At 55.3% G+C, this 17271-nt stretch carries 9 protein-coding genes, 1 tRNA gene and 1 CRISPR repeat array; of the genes, 2 read left to right on the forward strand and 8 right to left on the reverse strand.

Annotated features, from left to right (window positions below):
* The first annotated feature begins 3 nt into the window (after nucleotides 1-3).
* A CRISPR array of direct repeats spans nucleotides 4-1856; the repeat unit is 31 nt; unit sequence GTTTCAATCCACGCACTCGTGAGAGTGCGAC.
* A 398-nt stretch (nucleotides 1857-2254) separates the two neighbouring features.
* The 4 genes from BHW66_RS00705 to BHW66_RS00720 form a co-directional block, all read right to left on the reverse strand.
* Nucleotides 2255-3409, reverse strand: coding sequence for an acyltransferase (locus BHW66_RS00705; RefSeq protein WP_046435050.1), 1155 nt, complete (start codon nucleotides 3407-3409; stop codon nucleotides 2255-2257).
* A gap of 464 nt (nucleotides 3410-3873) precedes the next feature.
* Complete coding sequence (locus BHW66_RS00710) at nucleotides 3874-7455, reverse strand: bifunctional proline dehydrogenase/L-glutamate gamma-semialdehyde dehydrogenase (protein WP_102758494.1); 3582 nt, start codon at nucleotides 7453-7455, stop codon at nucleotides 3874-3876.
* 158 nt (nucleotides 7456-7613) lie between these two features.
* Entirely contained in the window at nucleotides 7614-8591 is a 978-nt protein-coding gene (locus BHW66_RS00715; RefSeq protein ID WP_215490279.1) for a hypothetical protein, read from the reverse strand.
* A gap of 17 nt (nucleotides 8592-8608) precedes the next feature.
* Nucleotides 8609-9052 carry a R3H domain-containing nucleic acid-binding protein gene (locus BHW66_RS00720; RefSeq protein WP_215490280.1) on the reverse strand — a complete coding sequence of 148 codons (444 nt, stop codon included), beginning with the start codon at nucleotides 9050-9052 and terminating at the stop codon, nucleotides 8609-8611.
* 521 nt (nucleotides 9053-9573) lie between these two features.
* Here BHW66_RS00720 and katE point away from each other — a divergent pair.
* Nucleotides 9574-11841 (forward strand): catalase HPII, encoded by a 2268-nt coding sequence (gene katE, locus BHW66_RS00725; protein WP_046434926.1) that lies wholly within the window; start codon nucleotides 9574-9576, stop codon nucleotides 11839-11841.
* A gap of 223 nt (nucleotides 11842-12064) precedes the next feature.
* Here katE and BHW66_RS00730 read toward each other — a convergent pair.
* From BHW66_RS00730 to rbr, 3 genes are all read right to left on the reverse strand, one after another.
* Nucleotides 12065-12139 (reverse strand) — tRNA-Val (locus tag BHW66_RS00730).
* 195 nt (nucleotides 12140-12334) lie between these two features.
* Complete coding sequence (gene ccsA, locus BHW66_RS00735; RefSeq protein ID WP_215833510.1) at nucleotides 12335-15028, reverse strand: cytochrome c biogenesis protein CcsA; 2694 nt, start codon at nucleotides 15026-15028, stop codon at nucleotides 12335-12337.
* A gap of 48 nt (nucleotides 15029-15076) precedes the next feature.
* Nucleotides 15077-15652 (reverse strand): rubrerythrin, encoded by a 576-nt coding sequence (gene rbr, locus BHW66_RS00740; RefSeq protein ID WP_031931504.1) that lies wholly within the window; start codon nucleotides 15650-15652, stop codon nucleotides 15077-15079.
* Between the two features lie 303 nt (nucleotides 15653-15955).
* Between rbr and BHW66_RS00745 the strand changes: the two genes are divergently transcribed.
* Nucleotides 15956-16552 carry a GNAT family N-acetyltransferase gene (locus tag BHW66_RS00745; protein WP_022197076.1) on the forward strand — a complete coding sequence of 199 codons (597 nt, stop codon included), beginning with the start codon at nucleotides 15956-15958 and terminating at the stop codon, nucleotides 16550-16552.
* Between the two features lie 74 nt (nucleotides 16553-16626).
* On the opposite strand, the gene BHW66_RS00750 is transcribed toward BHW66_RS00745, so the two are convergent.
* A complete protein-coding gene (locus BHW66_RS00750) occupies nucleotides 16627-17256 on the reverse strand; it encodes a hypothetical protein (RefSeq protein WP_128155320.1) in 630 nt (209 codons plus the stop codon).
* Between the last annotated feature and the right edge of the window lie 15 nt (nucleotides 17257-17271).

Below are 17271 nucleotides of genomic sequence, written 5' to 3' on the forward strand. Positions count from 1 at the left end.
CATGTTTCAATCCACGCACTCGTGAGAGTGCGACTCGTAGGGCGCGGGTTGCCGAAGGTGACCATCCAGTTTCAATCCACGCACTCGTGAGAGTGCGACGTTCGCCCGGTCCCACCTGGATGGGCTGGACGGTGTTTCAATCCACGCACTCGTGAGAGTGCGACCTACATCGGGGTCGACACAGGCGAGAGCGTAGAGGTTTCAATCCACGCACTCGTGAGAGTGCGACGAGCCCCGTAAATTCTTCCTGCGTATTTCGCCCGGTTTCAATCCACGCACTCGTGAGAGTGCGACGGTCGGTGTAGGCATCCCAGTTCACTTTGATCAGGTTTCAATCCACGCACTCGTGAGAGTGCGACTAAGTACGATGGCCTAACCCTCGTTCTGTACATCGTTTCAATCCACGCACTCGTGAGAGTGCGACGAAGCCCGGGCGCGGCTGGTAGCCCAGGAGATGGAGTTTCAATCCACGCACTCGTGAGAGTGCGACTAGTCGACGTCATGATCCCCGCTCTTCTCGACGTGGTTTCAATCCACGCACTCGTGAGAGTGCGACGCCGCATCGCGCTCATTGTCAAACGTAATATCCAGTTTCAATCCACGCACTCGTGAGAGTGCGACGCTGGTTTGGGGGATAGTCACCCAGGAAGAACCGGTTTCAATCCACGCACTCGTGAGAGTGCGACCTGTGTACGACAATATATACGGAGCATCCACGATGTTTCAATCCACGCACTCGTGAGAGTGCGACTGGTCGGGTCAAGCATGTTTGTAATTTCCGTAACGTTTCAATCCACGCACTCGTGAGAGTGCGACCATGCGCCCAGATATAGAAGAGCCGTACCAGAATGGTTTCAATCCACGCACTCGTGAGAGTGCGACCAAACACTAGCTACAGGGCGCATCTAAACTCCTGGTTTCAATCCACGCACTCGTGAGAGTGCGACAGGAGGGGCCTTCAAGCATGTCGTCATACGAGGGGTTTCAATCCACGCACTCGTGAGAGTGCGACGCAGACGGAAGCCCGCACCCGGACCATGCTGAAAGTTTCAATCCACGCACTCGTGAGAGTGCGACATACGCCGCGCCTTTTTCATAATCAAACCGGGCGGTTTCAATCCACGCACTCGTGAGAGTGCGACTCATCCTTGATTACGCTTTCGCCACCGACGACGGGTTTCAATCCACGCACTCGTGAGAGTGCGACGGAAGTCCTTGAAACGGTCGGCTTCCTCGTACAGGTTTCAATCCACGCACTCGTGAGAGTGCGACTGATGCCCTTAACGCCAAACTTCCGCAGGGCAAGAGTTTCAATCCACGCACTCGTGAGAGTGCGACTGCTGGATATAGCCGTGGCAATCGTCGAACTGATGTTTCAATCCACGCACTCGTGAGAGTGCGACCGCACTACCCCGGCATCCGGCTCTCTTCGGGAAGTTTCAATCCACGCACTCGTGAGAGTGCGACCGGCCCATATCCCACACGATTTTCATCGCGGGGCGTTTCAATCCACGCACTCGTGAGAGTGCGACATAAACGATTCCTTCAACAGTGGGAACCTTACCAGTTTCAATCCACGCACTCGTGAGAGTGCGACGGGGCGGTGAAAGGCGATAAAGCCGCGGACGGAAAGTTTCAATCCACGCACTCGTGAGAGTGCGACCTATTGTCCCGGCGGCGTCGCCGTCGTAGCAAAGTTTCAATCCACGCACTCGTGAGAGTGCGACAAGCCCGGTGAACAATCCGTGTTCATGGCACGTGGTTTCAATCCACGCACTCGTGAGAGTGCGACCCGCATCTATCCCCAATTCGGCTAAAATTTCCCGTTTCAATCCACGCACTCGTGAGAGTGCGACTCCTGAACGTCTATGGTTTGATTATCAACAGTGCAACGGGTGTTTTGCGCCAACCTCCCATGGGAGGTACAAAGATTCCAGGCCGTGAAAAAGAGATGATAGTTGTCAAGATTAGAACCCCAACGGATTACGAAAATCGCCGGTGTCCCGGGAATTTTCTGTGAGCTTGGGGTCGGCGGAAGGGAGACCGGGAAAGGAGCTTTTCATGCGTTAAAAAGCCCGCATCTCCGGCAACCTAGGCCTGTACACGATGCTGGGACATCCTAGCCTGTTCCCTCTTTCCCGTCCAGAATTTTGCAGGCCTCTCCCCGGAAACCGTTTCATTCTCTTTTCCACAAAAGAAGAGACATCCCGGTACTGCCGTGTCCCCGAAGCGACCTGCGAAAAATATCTGCGGTTTACATGATGCTTTTGCGCGTCCACCTGTTCAGGCTCAACAGCCATACCAACGCCGCGGAGACAGCGGAGGCCAGACAGGCCATCAACGGAATTTTTACGGCGGAGGGCAGCCTTCCCAGCCCGATGAAGTTCACGAAGTCATAGGAGCACTGGACAAAGAAGAAGTGGCACAGATACACGCCGAAAGTAAGCGCCGCCACCTTGCTCAGCACTGGACCAGCCTTGATTCTGAGCCGGCTGACGATGGTAAAGATGGCAAAGGTCATCAGAAATACATTGATTCCGGAGAAATACCAGAGCACTTCCAGCTTGGAATATTGACCGGGGAAGTGCTTCTGCGTTTCCAGAAAGCCGAAGAACGTAACGGCAAAACCAATCAAAAAGAGGGGAATAGTAATGGACAGCGTTTTTTTCCAACTCCAGGCCAGCGGGTATTTGGTCAGGTAATGCGCCAGCACCATGTATCCCAGGAATCCGGAAAAGTTATAAAACATACCATACGGATTCCAATCGCAAACACCCAGAATACCCATATTGCCGTAATTGCCCTCATACCCCAGTGCCGGAGCAAGCATCTGGATGTAGGGGAGAGTCATGCTGAATATCCAGATGCCCAGGAAGATTTTCACATCCTTCCTCCTGGCTTGCGTCAGCCACGCGCTCATGATGGGCATGAAGAGGTACAGGCCCACCAGCATGTATACGTACCACAGGGGCGTGGTATCATAATTGAAGTTGAAGAAGAAGGTATACAGCTTGCCGACGGTGGCGCTCCATGTATAAGTGTCCATCACGATATTGGGGCTGGCCGTTTGAACGCCTGCGGCAAAGTATCCGAAGTAGAGCAAGGGAAGCGCCAGTGACCAGACAATGAGCGGAACCAGCACCCTCTTGAGGCGCCTGGAGTAAAAAGCGCCCATTTCCAAGGTGACGGGAAAGAGCAACACTCCGGAGATCATGGCAAACAAAGGCACGCACGGCCGTACCAGACTTCCCCAGAAGACAGCGGATTTAAAGTTGAAGGAACCGTCAAAACTTCCAACGAACGGATCACAGCAATGGGCCAGGACAACGAGGAAGCAGGCCAGGATACGCAGAAAATCCACCCAGACGATGTGGCTGCCGCGGGAATTCAATGATTGGTTGGTGTTCATGGTTACGTGGAAAAAACAGCGCCGCGTCATCGCAAACGTTCCTGATAATATACCCGTTTCCCGGAAACGTTCTATCATTAAATGGAGAAAAGAAGCAAAAAGCACCCAATCCCTCCCCCGGCAACAGGGGAAAGCTCTTCGGGAAAGCCTGCGCTTCCTGCAGACTTCCACGCCTCTTCCTCCATAAGGATCATGGAACCTTTTCCCGCCCCACCGGAATTGTTCACCGTGAGGCCTGGTGAAAATTTTCTCATTCGGCGAAGTTCATATTTCATTCAACAGGATACTCCTCTTCCCTCCTTGCAAGTGAAACTTTCCCCCCTCTCCTTTCGGTGAAGAGCTATTCCGAAACGAAAGGGAAACACCCCCAACACCCATGTTTTCCTTTTGAACCGGCAGGAGGATTTCCCTTCATTTTTATGGCTAAGATACCCGGAAGCCGGGATTCAGGCCTTCCCTACCCTTCACACGCTGTCTGTTTTAAAACTGCCCGGCGGCGGGATGAGATTGCCGTAGCGGTGAACGGTTTCGGAAACAGCCTGTTCCCGGAAATAACCCAGCAGCTCCAACCGCCCATTGGCAAGCACGGGACGGTCCAGTACTTCCACATCCCGGGCACGGGCGGCATTGGCCAGAGCCTCGGAAATATCTGTTCCACGCAGGAACCGTACGCCTTGAAGCGCTTCCGGCATCCGGACGATCAATTCCGCTTCCGTTTCCACCGTCAGGGAAGCATAGTAACCATGCATTTTCTGAACCCAAGGGCGGCTCGTCCCTATGCTCAGGTGCAGGAGCACCCCGCACAGTTTCGCCCCCAGCAGCAGAATGGCGACGTTATCGTCGGACATGTTTTCCACACGGGCCAGAATTCCCTTCACCGGGATATAGCGGAAGGTATTATTTTCTCCGTAAACACGGGAGGGATCATGTTCCACGCCGAATTCCTCCATCCACCACTTGGCCTGGGACCCGGCCGCAGAACGGATGCGCTTGGCGCAGTCCGGCAGCTCGGAACACAGTTTTTCCACCAGTCCGGAGATACGTTCACCCGGCGTACGCAGCTTTTGGGGCAGCGCCTTTTCCTCCCAACTTCCCAGCATGGTAAGGTAGTTGGGACCTCCGGCCTTGGCTCCAGGCCCCATGGAGGAATGGTTCCACCCACCGAACGGCTGGCGGCGGACAATGGCGCCGGTGATGACACGGTTGATGTACGCGTTGCCCACCTGCACTTTAGTTTTCCACAAGGCAATTTCCCGTTCATCCAGGGACTGAAGGCCGCCGGTAAGGCCAAATTCGGAGTCGTTCTGGATGTCAATGGCTTCCTCCAGGTTTTCCGCACGGATGATTCCCAATACCGGACCGAAGCATTCCGTCTGATGGAACCAGCTTCCCGGTTTCACCCCCAGCCGGATGCCGGGAGACCAGAGGCACGGGTTGTCTTCCGAAGGTTCCGGCTTGAGCAGCCATTCCTCCCCGGGTTCCAGCTGCGTCAGCGCACGGAGCAGATTCCCTTCCGGCTCCCTGATGAGCGGCGTCACCACGGAGTTGACTTCCCAGGACCCGCCTACCTTCAGGCTGGCGGCGGCATCCTTCAACTGACGCAAAAAGGCGGGATTGTCATAAACGGAAGCCTCCACAATAGCCACGCTGGCGGCGGAACACTTCTGTCCGGAATGACCGAAAGCGCTTTTCACCAAATCCTTTACAGCCTGATCCGGATCAGCCGTAGCGGTGATGATCATGGCATCCTTTCCGCTGGTTTCAGCCAGCACATGCAGGTCAGGCCGCAGTTCGCGCAACATTTTCCCGGTGCGGAAGGATCCCGTCATGATCACGCCGTTCAAGCGGGGGTCCATCAAAAACTTGCGGGAAATTTCATTGCGCGGCATCGGCACGAATTGAAGGACGTTTTTAGGCACACCGGCGCGCCAGAACGCCTGTACAATCTGCCAAGCCGTATAAACGGCCAGTTCAGACGGTTTGAACACCACGGCATTTCCCGCCATCAGGGCGGCAGCTACACCGCCCGTCGGAATGGCGAAGGGGAAATTCCAGGGAGACATTACGCAAATAGTACCCAGCGGGGACATTTCCACGCCGTCGTTCATTCCGTCGCGGTCCAGGCCTTCCGCGTAATAGCGGCAGAAGTCTATGGCCTCGCTCACCTCCACATCAGCCTCCGTGGGAGCCTTCCCGGCATCCCTCACCATGGCAGCAATAGCTTCCCCCCTGATTCTGGACAGCTCCTGCGCCGCCCGGTGCAGGATTTCAGCGCGTTCGCCAATGCTTTTGGACGCCCAGGAGGAACGGGCCCTGTCCGCCGTGACCAAGGCATGTTCAACCTGGTCAAAGTCCGCATAAGCGAATTTATAGGAAACTTCATTATGGCGGGACGGATCGCGCCCCACGCCCCACAGATTAGTCGTAATTTCCTCACCATCTATAACCAGAGGGATTTCCTCGCCGGATTTTTCCTTCTCCGCGGCAATCATCCCGTTGATCCATTCCGCATTCTGCCTCAGAGACCAGTCCGTATCCCGCTCGTTGGCAAAGGCATCCCGGTAATGTGAAGGCTGAATGGGGTCCGCAGCGCGGTTCTGCGTGCGGTTGGGTCCGTACTTCACCTCATCCTTTTCCTGACAGGCCTTCAAAAACCTCTTTTTCTGGACCTCCCAGCTCCGGGACCCCGGCGTCATGCCGAAGAGATCATGCAGGAAGTTCTCCTCACTGGTATTTTCATCCAGCCTCCGCACCAGGTAGGCAATGGCGCTGTGAAAGTCTTCCTTCAGAACCACGGGGGCATAAAGGAGCAAACCGTCCGCCGCCTGGCGGATGACCCGCGCCTGATGGTTCGCCATCCCTTCCAGCATTTCGAATTCCACCTGGTCACGCACGCCTTCCCGCTCACGCAACAGCATGGCATAACACAAATCAAACAGGTTGTGGGAAGCCACGCCGAACTGCACATATCTGGCATTATCCGGCATGCAGCCGTAATGGAGCATTCTCTTGTAATTGGCATCCACCTGGGCTTTCGTGCCATATGGGGCCTGCGCCCAGCCATGCATGGAGGCCTCCACCTTCTCCATCGCCAGGTTGGCGCCTTTCACCAGGCGTATTTTGATGCGCGCTCCCCCCTGCTCCACGCGTTCCTTCGCCCAGGCGCACAGCTTCATTTGCTCCTCCCAGGAATCCGGCAAATAGGCCTGGAGCACAATTCCCGCCTCCAGATGCATGAATTCATCCTCCATCAACGTACGTTTGAACGCTTCCGCCGTCAGATGAAGATCACGGTATTCCTCCATATCCAGATTCACGAACTTGGGCTTTCTGGAACCGTCCGGCAACGTTACCGCATTGGTAATGGCCGCCCGGTACAGGATGCGCAGACGCTCCTGAATCAATTTGACGGTTTCTTCAAAGGCTACCAGATGAATCTGGCTGAAAATGGCTGAAATCTTGACGGAAATATAGTCACAGTCCTTGTCTGTCAGCCGGTCCACGACCTGCTGAAGACGGTGGTGCGCCTCGCTTTCACCCAGAATGGCCTCCCCTAACTGGTTGATGTTCATCCGGATGCCGCCCTTGCGCCTGCGGCGCAGGTGGGGGCGCAGTTTTCCATCCTCGGCAGGAAGAATTACATTGGAGCTCTCCTTTCTCAACTGGCTGGTAATCACGGGAATGACCACACCCGGAAATTGAGCGGAAAATCTCCCCCCCATCTTCATGGCGAAACGGTCGGCCGCAGACAAATAACGGGGAACGCCATATCCGTCCAGAAGATAGCGGAACAACTCCGCGCCCCGCGCCGGAGAAGAAGGACGGAACACCCGATCCGCCAGCGCCAGCGTAAACGCCTTGCCCGCCGGATCATTCATCATACGCTCCATTTGCTGCGCCTGCCTCTTCTCTTTCCCTCTCATCCCGGCATTCGACTGCTTTAAAATGGACTCCGCCAGTTCCACAGCCTTGGCGGCCAGTTGCTGGTCAGTCCATTGGCCTCGGCGAGCCTCCGCCATCATGTCCGGGATGGATGAATCTGTCATAACGGTTCGAAGACTAGCCCCGGACAGGGGCAAAATCAAGCCAATTTGCCCGGTCCTTCCTGTGGAAAGAGGAATCACGGAGGAAAACGCATCCCTTGATTCCGTGACGGAAGCAGGGGGGCCTTCCTGTCCATTTCCGGCAACTCAGGAAAGACACATCAATCATACCGCGCAGCCGCCAGACGGGCTCTTCTCAGCTCTTCCCTGAGCTGGTGCGCCCGTCTGCCGCAAACGCTGGAACGGTTCATGTCCCGGACCTCTTCCAAAACCGCAACCGCCTGGTTGAAGGCATCCTCGCTTTCCGGAGTGTGGGCTTCCCGGTACAGAACCTCTTCCAGCCGCACCCAGAGGGGATGCACCATGGAGAGCAGAATTAACTGGCGCTCCTCCACGGATAACGAGGGGTCATCCGCGCAGGCACGCCATGCTTCCAGGCATGTTCGTATGGAAGAAGCTTTGCTGGCCCGGAAAGACTCGCCAAGCAATTCAGCCGTTTTCCTGTTTTTCTCCAGACGAAGGGCCACCTCCCGGGCGTTCAGAAAAGCCGGAACCGTACAGTTCAATTTTTCCAGACGCTTCATGGTGCCAGGATAATCCCGGAACCAGGCTTCCGGAGGCACCTGTTCCAGCTCCCGGCAAATGGCGGAGGCTTCTGCCGCAGGGTCCCCGCCCTTCGGAATATCATTCACCCGCGTCACCGGCCGCACGCGCTGCGCTTTTTCCGCAAGCAGGGACACTTTTTCCCGTAGGGAAGCTGCAGAGGCCCCTCCTTCCACCAAGTCGAATACACGTCCCTTGGAGTCAAGAAAAACCACGGAAGGCAGCATGCGCACACCATGCATCGCCGCACGGGACAGGCTGCCGTCTTCTTCCCAATCCTTCACGGAAGGATGTCTGGGAACCGTGACAAACTGCACGTCACGCACATATTCATCCAGCGCGCGGCGTTCTTCCGTGCCCGGCTGGAGAGCTTTCAACCAACGGGCTTCCGCTGAACCGGGTTCCTCTGAACCGTACACAACCAGAACAGGGGAGGGAAGGGAGGGAGCCGCAGAACAGGAGACGGAAAGGGCATCCATTTCCGCACGTCCCGGAAACGCCAGCGCCAAAAACGCAATGACCGCTAAAGCCCTCATGAATAAACTGCCATCCATCAGCCCTTTCTGATGGTAATGCGCTTGTAACGGCTGTCTCCGTCTTCGGACTCCGTCACAATTCCTTCCATGGACTGAAGGGCATTATGCACCAGGCGGCGGTGGTAGGCATTCAACGGCGGCATCTTCATCGGCCTGCCGCTCTCCTGGACGCGTTCGGCCAGGGAACGGGCCTTTTCCAGCAGGCGGGCTTCGTTGCGCTCCCGGTAATGGTCGCAATCCACCTTCACGCGGGGAGCATTCTCCATCTTGCGCTGGATCATGCGGTTGACCAGGTACTGAAGGTCATCCAGCCTGTCCCCGTCCCCCCCAATGATGTACTGTGAATCCGGAGAAGCAATATTCAGGCACACGATGCCGTCCGTCTCCGTTACTTCGATATCCGCGGAAAACCCCAGCGAAGCCAGAAGGTTCTTCAAACTCTGTTCAGCTATTTCTTGCACCGTCATTACTTTAAATTAACAGGAAAAAGGTTCCATACCGGAAAAACCGTCTCGCGCCGGACGGCGCGGGCCTTCTCTCCAATACCCGATTGACATAAAAATCATAACCTATTTATTCCCCTCGTCTATGAAAATTTGTGGAAGCTCCGTTCCATTTCATGTACGCAAAGCTGTCCCTGCCCTGCCGTTCCGGCAACGCGGTTCCGTTTCTCCCTTCGGCTCCAGATGCAGGAAACACCGCTCAGAAAGGAAATCGACTGTTTTCTGCCAGCCCGCGGCCATATCCCGGTTATCTCCGCTTCTCCCTGCCAACAATGAAACATGGGATACAGAGATCACAGACATGCCAATCAAAAAGCCCTCTCCACACAGCCCGTTCTTTATCCCATAAAATATTAAATACCAGTTTCTATAAAAAATTTTTCATCAGATCCGGAGAAATACTGATGACAAAACAGGGCGGAACATCCCCGGAAAAAGGGAAGTCGAACTATTACCCACATAGAAAAATTCGGTCCCTCATGAACAAGCCAATGAAAAAAAAGAAACCGCCCATGGAAAACAACATCGCCCCTTTTCCCAACGGAAAAGAAGCCGCTCCCCATTATACGGATACGATTGATCCGGAGATAATCAAACCCACTCCGAAACCTACGCCGCCCAATGCGGAACCTTCCGCGCCCGGTTCCATGAAAATGCCGGATAACGCTACGGAAAAAATCAGGGCGTTGGATGCCATGCGCTCCAACGGCATGGGACAGGCCCTCACAAGCAACCTGGGAATTAAAATATCCGATGATCAAAACACACTTAAAGCAGGAAGCAGAGGCCCATCTCTGCTTGAGGACTTCCACTTTCTGGAGAAAATGGCTCATTTTGACCAGGAGCGGATACCGGAACGCGTGGTTCACGCAAGAGGTTCCGGGGCACATGGTTATTTTCAGGTGTATAAATCCCTTTCCAAGTACACCAAAGCGGCTTTTCTGCAGGATCCGGGAGAAAAAACCCCGGTCTTTGTGCGTTTTTCCACCGTGCAGGGCTTCAGAGGATCTCCGGATACAGTAAGGGATATCCGCGGTTGGGCCACCAAATTCTATACCAAGGAAGGCAACTATGATCTGGTAGGCAATAACACGCCCGTCTTCTTCATTCAGGATGCCATCAAATTTCCGGATTTCGTCCATGCCGTCAAACCGGAACCCCACAATGAAATGCCCCAGGGACAGACGGCCCATGATTCTTTCTGGGACTACGTCTCCCTGCAGCCGGAAACTCTGCACAATGTCATGTGGGCCATGTCGGACCGCGGCATCCCCAGAAGCTTCCGTACGATGGAAGGGTTCGGCATTCATACGTACAAGCTGGTCAATGAAGAAGGAAAAAGCACTTTCGTCCGTTTCCACTGGAAACCGCTGTACGGGAAAAAATCCCTGGTGTGGGATGAAGCCCAGGTATTGACAGGACGCGATCCTGACTTCCACCGCAAGGATCTCTGGCAATCCATTGAAGCCGGAGATTATCCGGAATACGAGCTGGGGCTGCAGCTCATCCCGGAAGAGGACGCAGACCAATTCGACTTCGATATTCTGGACCCTACCAAGCTCATTCCTGAAGCACTGGTTCCCGTGGAAATCGTCGGGAAAATGGTGCTGAACCGCAACCCGGACAACTTCTTTGCGGAAACGGAACAGGCAGCCTTCTGCCCCGCCAATATCGTGCCGGGCATTGACTTTTCCGACGATCCTCTGCTCCAGGGCCGTATTTTCTCTTACAGCGATACCCAGCGGCACCGGCTGGGAGGAGCCAATTTCACGGAAATTCCCATCAACCGCCCCATTTGCCCCTTCCACAACAACCAGAGGGACGGCTTTCACCGTATGCAGATAGACGCCTCTCCGGCCAACTATGATCCCAATTCCATCGGGAACAACTGGCCGAGAGAAACTCCCCCGGAGAAAGGCGGCTTCACCACCAGCCCCCAGACGGTAAGCGGTGTCAAGGAACGTCTGCGGAGCCCCTCCTTCGCGGAATACTATTCCCACCCGCGGCTGTTCTGGATGAGTCAAACTCCCGTGGAACAGGAGCATATCATCAACGCGTTCAGTTTTGAGCTGGGGAAGGTGACGCGCCCCTATATCCGGGAACGCGTGGTGGACCTTCTGACGCGCATTGATCCGGACCTGGCAAGCGGAGTGGCCCGCAACCTGGGAATTGAACTCACCAGGGAACAACTCGGCAGGGAACTGCCCAGGCCCGTCTGCGGACTGGAAAAAGATCCGTCATTGAGCTTGTACGCCCATACGGACGGAAACCTTAAAGGCCTCCGCGTCTCTTTACTGGCAGCGGACGGCGTCAGCCTGAAATCCGTGAAAGAAATCTGCGACGCCCTGCATGAAGAAGGTATCCATCCCCAAATCATTGCCCCGCACATGGGAAGCGTAACAACGGAAGAAGGGGAAAGTCTGCCGGTTAACGGGACTCTGTCCGGCACTCCTTCCGTCCTGTTTGACTCCGTCATCGTCCCGGAAGGGGAACAAAGCATCGCAGCGCTCCTGAAAGACGGAGATGCCAAGTATCATTTGCGCCAGGCCTACAGGCACCTGAAAGCCATCGGACTGCCCGGCAACGCCAGAGCCATGCTTGAGGCAGCCTCCCTGCCCCAGGATATGGATGATGCCGGACTGCTCATGCCGAAGGACACCAAATCCCTGATGCCCTCCTTCATCACGGCCATGAAACAGCACCGCGTCTGGAGCCGCGAGCCTAAAACCCTTGATTTCGGCGCCTAGATTCGTTCCTTATTCAGGAACCGCTTCCCAATACAGGCTGCCCCGCCAAAAGGCGCGGCAGCCGTTTTTTATCAGCAAACCCGGAATGTTAAACAACACTTCAGGAAAAATGAAAAAGGGAAGTAGAAACATTCAAAAAGGGAACGGAACCCGGCATACAGCATCATGATAAACCATCTCAAAAGAAAACCCCGCAAGCCTTTGAACTCGCAGGGTTTATTGATGGTACACGGAGAGGGATTCGAACCCCCGACCAACTGTGTGTAAGACAGCCGCTCTACCACTGAGCTATCCGTGCATGAGGTGGCGGGAATATATACCGGAAAACCGGACCCGGCAAGGAGAAAATGAGAAAAATGCGTTTTCATCTCCTTGTTCTCCGTATCAGTAAACTCCGGACACCGCAAATTCCGGAAAAAGAAAAGAAGGCAGGTGAAAATTTCCTGTTCCTTTCCGGGAATATGCTTGCGAATTATCTCTGAAACCTGTTTCCCTACCTGATGTCCACACGCCGGAGAGCACGGTAATGCAGGATAATGAAGAGGACGCACAATACAGCCTCGGCCCCATAGAACATGTCTAACGCATCCCGACCGGAGGTGAACCCGTAGGAGTGCAACCCCACTCCCAGCATATTGACGCCCCACCAGGCAAAGGCAATGATAACGCCGCCCACCACATTGCTGAAGTGGAGCAGCCAGGAAGACAGCCATCCGGCTTTCCGGGCATGCAATACGGTCAATTGCCACAGAACAATCATCAACGCTCCGTTTTCCTTGGGATCCCAGCCCCAGAAGCGCCCCCAGGATTCATTGCCCCAAATACCCCCAAAAACCGTTCCCACCAGCGTAAACACCAGGGAAAAACACAAGATGCCGTAAGCCATGCGGTCCAGGGATTGTTCCGTTTTTCCGCCGATCAGGCGCAGGGGGGAAGCCAGGAGGTATATATGGGAGAGCACCGCCGCCAGCAACCCGGCCGCGTACCCCAGCACAATGGTAATGACATGGGTGGAAAGCAGGAAGTTGGAGCGCAGGATGGCCACCAGGGGATCCATATGGTCCACAGCCTGGGAGGATTCATACAAAATCCCCATCTGACAGGAGAAAGCCCCAAGCAAAAGCCCCGCCGCCAATACGATTCCCTTTTTACTGAAAAGTTCCACCACAAGAGCGCAGAGCACCCCCATGCAGGCGATGAAAGCGATGGTTTCATACGTATTGCCCACCGGGGACCTCATGGTGATGAGCACGCGGATGAGCAATGCCGCAGCCAGCACTCCGGCTCCGCCCGCGCCTGTCAGCCACGCCAGGCTGAAACCTCCGGGCCGGAGAAAACGCCGCCAGAGGGGAGCGTTGGCGACCGGGCGGAAAAGCGCGCAGAGCAGCAGGCACACGAACGCCGCCACAAAGACAGCCAGGGAAACATAAAGCGGATCCAGACGATAGTAGAAAATTTCTCTTTCCAGGCCGTGCCGCTCTCCGGCGGAGGCGGCTTCATTGGGCTGAACCAGCTTTTCCAGCAGCAGGCCTTCCGCTTTCATCCGCAGTGCGGAAGCCTCCGCCCCTGCCATGCCAACTGCCTTGCGTTCCAGCAGGGACGCCATTGCCAAAAAGGCTCCGGCAGCTTTGTCCGGGGCAGCCGTCCACAGGCGTTCTCCATCACGGCCGACAGCAGGAAACCAGCGCGGGAATTCCATCCGTTCCATGGCGGCGGGGTCTTCCAGCATGATTCGGGAGCCAAGCATCCAACCCCGCACCACGTCAAAGTTGCGGGCAAGGGACAGAATTTCCTTCTGGGCTTCTGTCAGATTAGTTTCTCCCAGCAACCGGATTTCCCGGACGGCACGGGTCATTTCCTCCCAGCGTTCCGCAAGCTGCGCATAAGAGTATTTTTTCCGCTTGTCTTTCTGGTCCGGCAGGTGCAGGCGCCTGACCACCTCTTCTCGATTGACCAGAAAAACAGGGTATTGTTCCGCCAGCTCCGGACGGAACATGCTGTCCAGCATCCATTCCACTGGGGAGAGCTTCCTTTTCCCTTCCGGCGTATCAATCACCAAGCTTCTTTTACCCAGCGTCCGGAGCAGATGGAAACCCGCATAAGTAGAAACAGGTTTCAGGCGGCCGCCGTCCTGAACGGCCATGGCACCGGCCCGTTCCACCAAAAAGGAAGACCAGGGCACATAATGTTCCACCAGAACCGGATGGACGGCAGGCCGCGCCGCCAGCATGCCGATGCCGAAGATGGCCGCTACCAGCAGGCAAATGCCTGCCAGGCGCAGACGTTTTTTTCCGCCGGAGGCGGAAGCAGCCTGCGGTTCCTCCTTCACCTCCGATTCGGCAGCCGCAAGCCTGGGTTTGCGGCGCAGGTATCTGCCGAAAACACAGCCAAAATGCCACAGCAACCCTGCAGCGATGATGTAGGAGGACCATTTGGGCATCTGCTCCAGGGGATTATGGGAAGCGCGGAGAATGGAGATAAGCCTGCCCAGATGCAGGGAATCCTGACCCCAGCTCATCTGGTACAGCGTCCAGCCGGAAAGGCGCAGAGGCTCGTTCATGCGAATAACGGCGTCATACTGACCGCCGGATTCCGGGAAGACGGTTACCTGGGATTCATAGGATTTAGGTTTGGAAGTTCCCGGATAAAACTCCGGCACAAAGCGGTTCAGGCGCAAATCAAACGGAAGGGAAGATTCGTGCACCCGGTCCCCCTGGGGCAGTTCCACCTGTTCCACAGCCACCGTCATTTTGTTGCCCAGCATGATGCCTGCCAGCAGCAGCAAAATACCACCATGAGCCACCAGCACGCCCGCGTGCCTCCAGGTCCACCGGATGCGGAACATCCCGCCTATGAGCAGGTTGATGAACAGTAGGACGCAGGTAATGCCCATGCCGGGCAGAGGCAGGGAAATCAGGGAGTTCTCCCCGCCCAGCGGTATCAGCACATACGCCGCCCCGAAAAAAGACTCTATGGCAGCCTCCGACCCCATGGAGGAAGACAGCCTCACCTGGTACAGCGTTCCGGCAAAAGTCAGTGCCAGAAGAATCAGCATCAGGGCGATGCCCAACCCGTAGCTTCCGGCAACATTCCAGAGGCTGCGTCCATATTTTTCCCAAGCCGCATCCGTTCGTTCCCTGTCCATCAGCGTAAGGCGTCCGTAGTCCAAAAAGAGGGCCGATTGCACGATCAGCTCGTGAAACCGGCCTCAACCATATCTCTGGATAAAAAGTTATTAAAAATTGTCCGCCAATTCTTCAAAGAATGCCTGGGGATGTGCACAGGCCGGACATACCTTGGGGGCAGTGGAACCGGTATGTACATAACCGCAGTTGCGGCACTTCCACTGGATTTCCTTCTCCTTGGCAAAAACCCTGCCTTCGCGCACATTTTCAGCCAGCTTGAGGTAGCGGGCTTCATGGTGCTGCTCCACGGAGGCAATCTTGCGGAAAGTTTCCGCAATGGCGGGGAATCCTTCCCTGTCCGCTACTTCGGCAAACGCAGGATACATGTCGGACCATTCGTCATGCTCGCCGGCGGCTGCGGCCAGCAGACAATCCTCCGTAGATTCCAGGGGAGCCGTGCAGACGGCGTGCGTTACTTCAACGCAAGCGTCTTTCAGCAGTTTGAAAAATACCTTGGCATGTTCCTTCTCATTGTCGGCCGTTTCCAGAAAGATAGCGGCAATCTGTTCGTACCCGGCCTTCTTGGCTACGCCGGCAAAGTAGGTGTAGCGGTTGCGCGCTTCTGACTCCCCGGCAAAAGCCTTGAGAAGATTCTTTTCTGTTTCTGTTCCTTTGATGGATTTCATAAATTAGTCATCTGGTTGCGTAAGCGAAAGCATCCTAATAAGACGCCGTGAAAAAACAAGCAAATATTGAATGAATCTAAAAAATAGACATATCCGGAAAAACATACGGCAGTTTCCCCATTTGGGAAAACTGTTGCCATGCACGCTTCTGCTGTCCCCCCCATACGCGCCGGCAGCAAAACGGCATCCCGGGAAACAGGCAGGAACCCGTACCGCAACATCAGGCCTAAGCATGAACCGGATCATTTGACACCCCTTGTGTAAATAGTAAAATTAAACGGAAAAAAACCTTAAGCTCCATCCATGAATTCCGCCAATACCCCCTTATTGGAAACCGAGAGATTAATACTGAGAAAATTCACGGAAAATGATCTGGAGGCCCTGTTCAATATTTACAGCAATGAAGAGGTAAACACGTATTTGCCGTGGTTTCCATTAACCTCCCTGGAAGAAGCGGCGTCCCTGTTCAAAGAAAAGTACCGGGAAGTGTACAAACGGCCTTACGGGTATCATTACGCCATCTGCCCGAAAAACAGCAACCTCCCGGCAGGGTATATCCACGCAGGCACGGACGACAGCCATGACCTCGGCTACGGATTGCTTCAGGAGTTCTGGCACAGAGGCTTTGCCACGGAGGCGGCCAGGGCTGTTGTCGCCCGGTTGAAGAAAGACGGCATGCCCTACATCACGGCCACACACGATATCAGGAATCCCCGCAGCGGAGGCGTCATGAAACAGCTGGGCATGCGCTACCAATATTCCTATGAAGAGCTGTGGCAACCCAAAAATATTCCGGTCACTTTCCGCCTGTACCAGTTGAATCTGGATGGACAGGAGGATCGGGTTTATCAGGAATACTGGAACAGGTCATCCGTCCGTTTCAAAGAAACTGATATCTGAATTCCCAATACCTGGCCTCATCTTCAGGAGCTCCTTCCCGCCCTGGGAAACATTGCGGATACCTCCGCATCCGGTTATCTTTCCACCGGTTTTCCGGAGAAAGTCCTGCTCCACGGTTCTTCCAGCCTGTCCGGAACGCTTTCCAACTCCCGGAGTATTTTCTCCCGCTCTCGGGAAATCCGCTCCTGATCCGCAGAGGCCGGAACAGGCTGCTCCCCGGGCAGAGGCATCAGCCCGTCCGCCGTCCTGCCGCCGTCCGGGGCAATCGGCGGAGCAACAACCTTGCTGTCTTCATCCGTTTCCGGTTCAGGGCTGACCGGCTTCTGCTCATCCATCTTTCCGGTACTTTCCGGAACAGCCAGGTTCCGATACAGGAACACCAGGTCCCCCGCCTCCACAGCGCCACTGCGGATATCCGCAGGAATGCGCGCACGCCCCATTCGCTCCTCCGTCACAATCAGGTTGGCGACTCTGCATTTTTCTTCCCGGCCCGGAGATTGGGAGATAAGCACGGTTCCCGGTTCATAAACATTCCCGGCCAGAGCAATCAGCACATAATGATGATTAGGATACACCTGCTCCACCTTGCCCACATATACGGGGGGAGGGACTGCTTTCTTAACGGGCTGCTGCACCTGCTGGGAACAGGAGGCCCCCAGCACCACAAACGCCGCCAGAACAGGTAGGGAAACAATTCGTCTCATGGGGAGTTTTTTCAT

The sequence above is a fragment of the Akkermansia sp. 54_46 genome, assembly GCF_001917295.1.
GTDB lineage: Bacteria > Verrucomicrobiota > Verrucomicrobiia > Verrucomicrobiales > Akkermansiaceae > Akkermansia > Akkermansia muciniphila.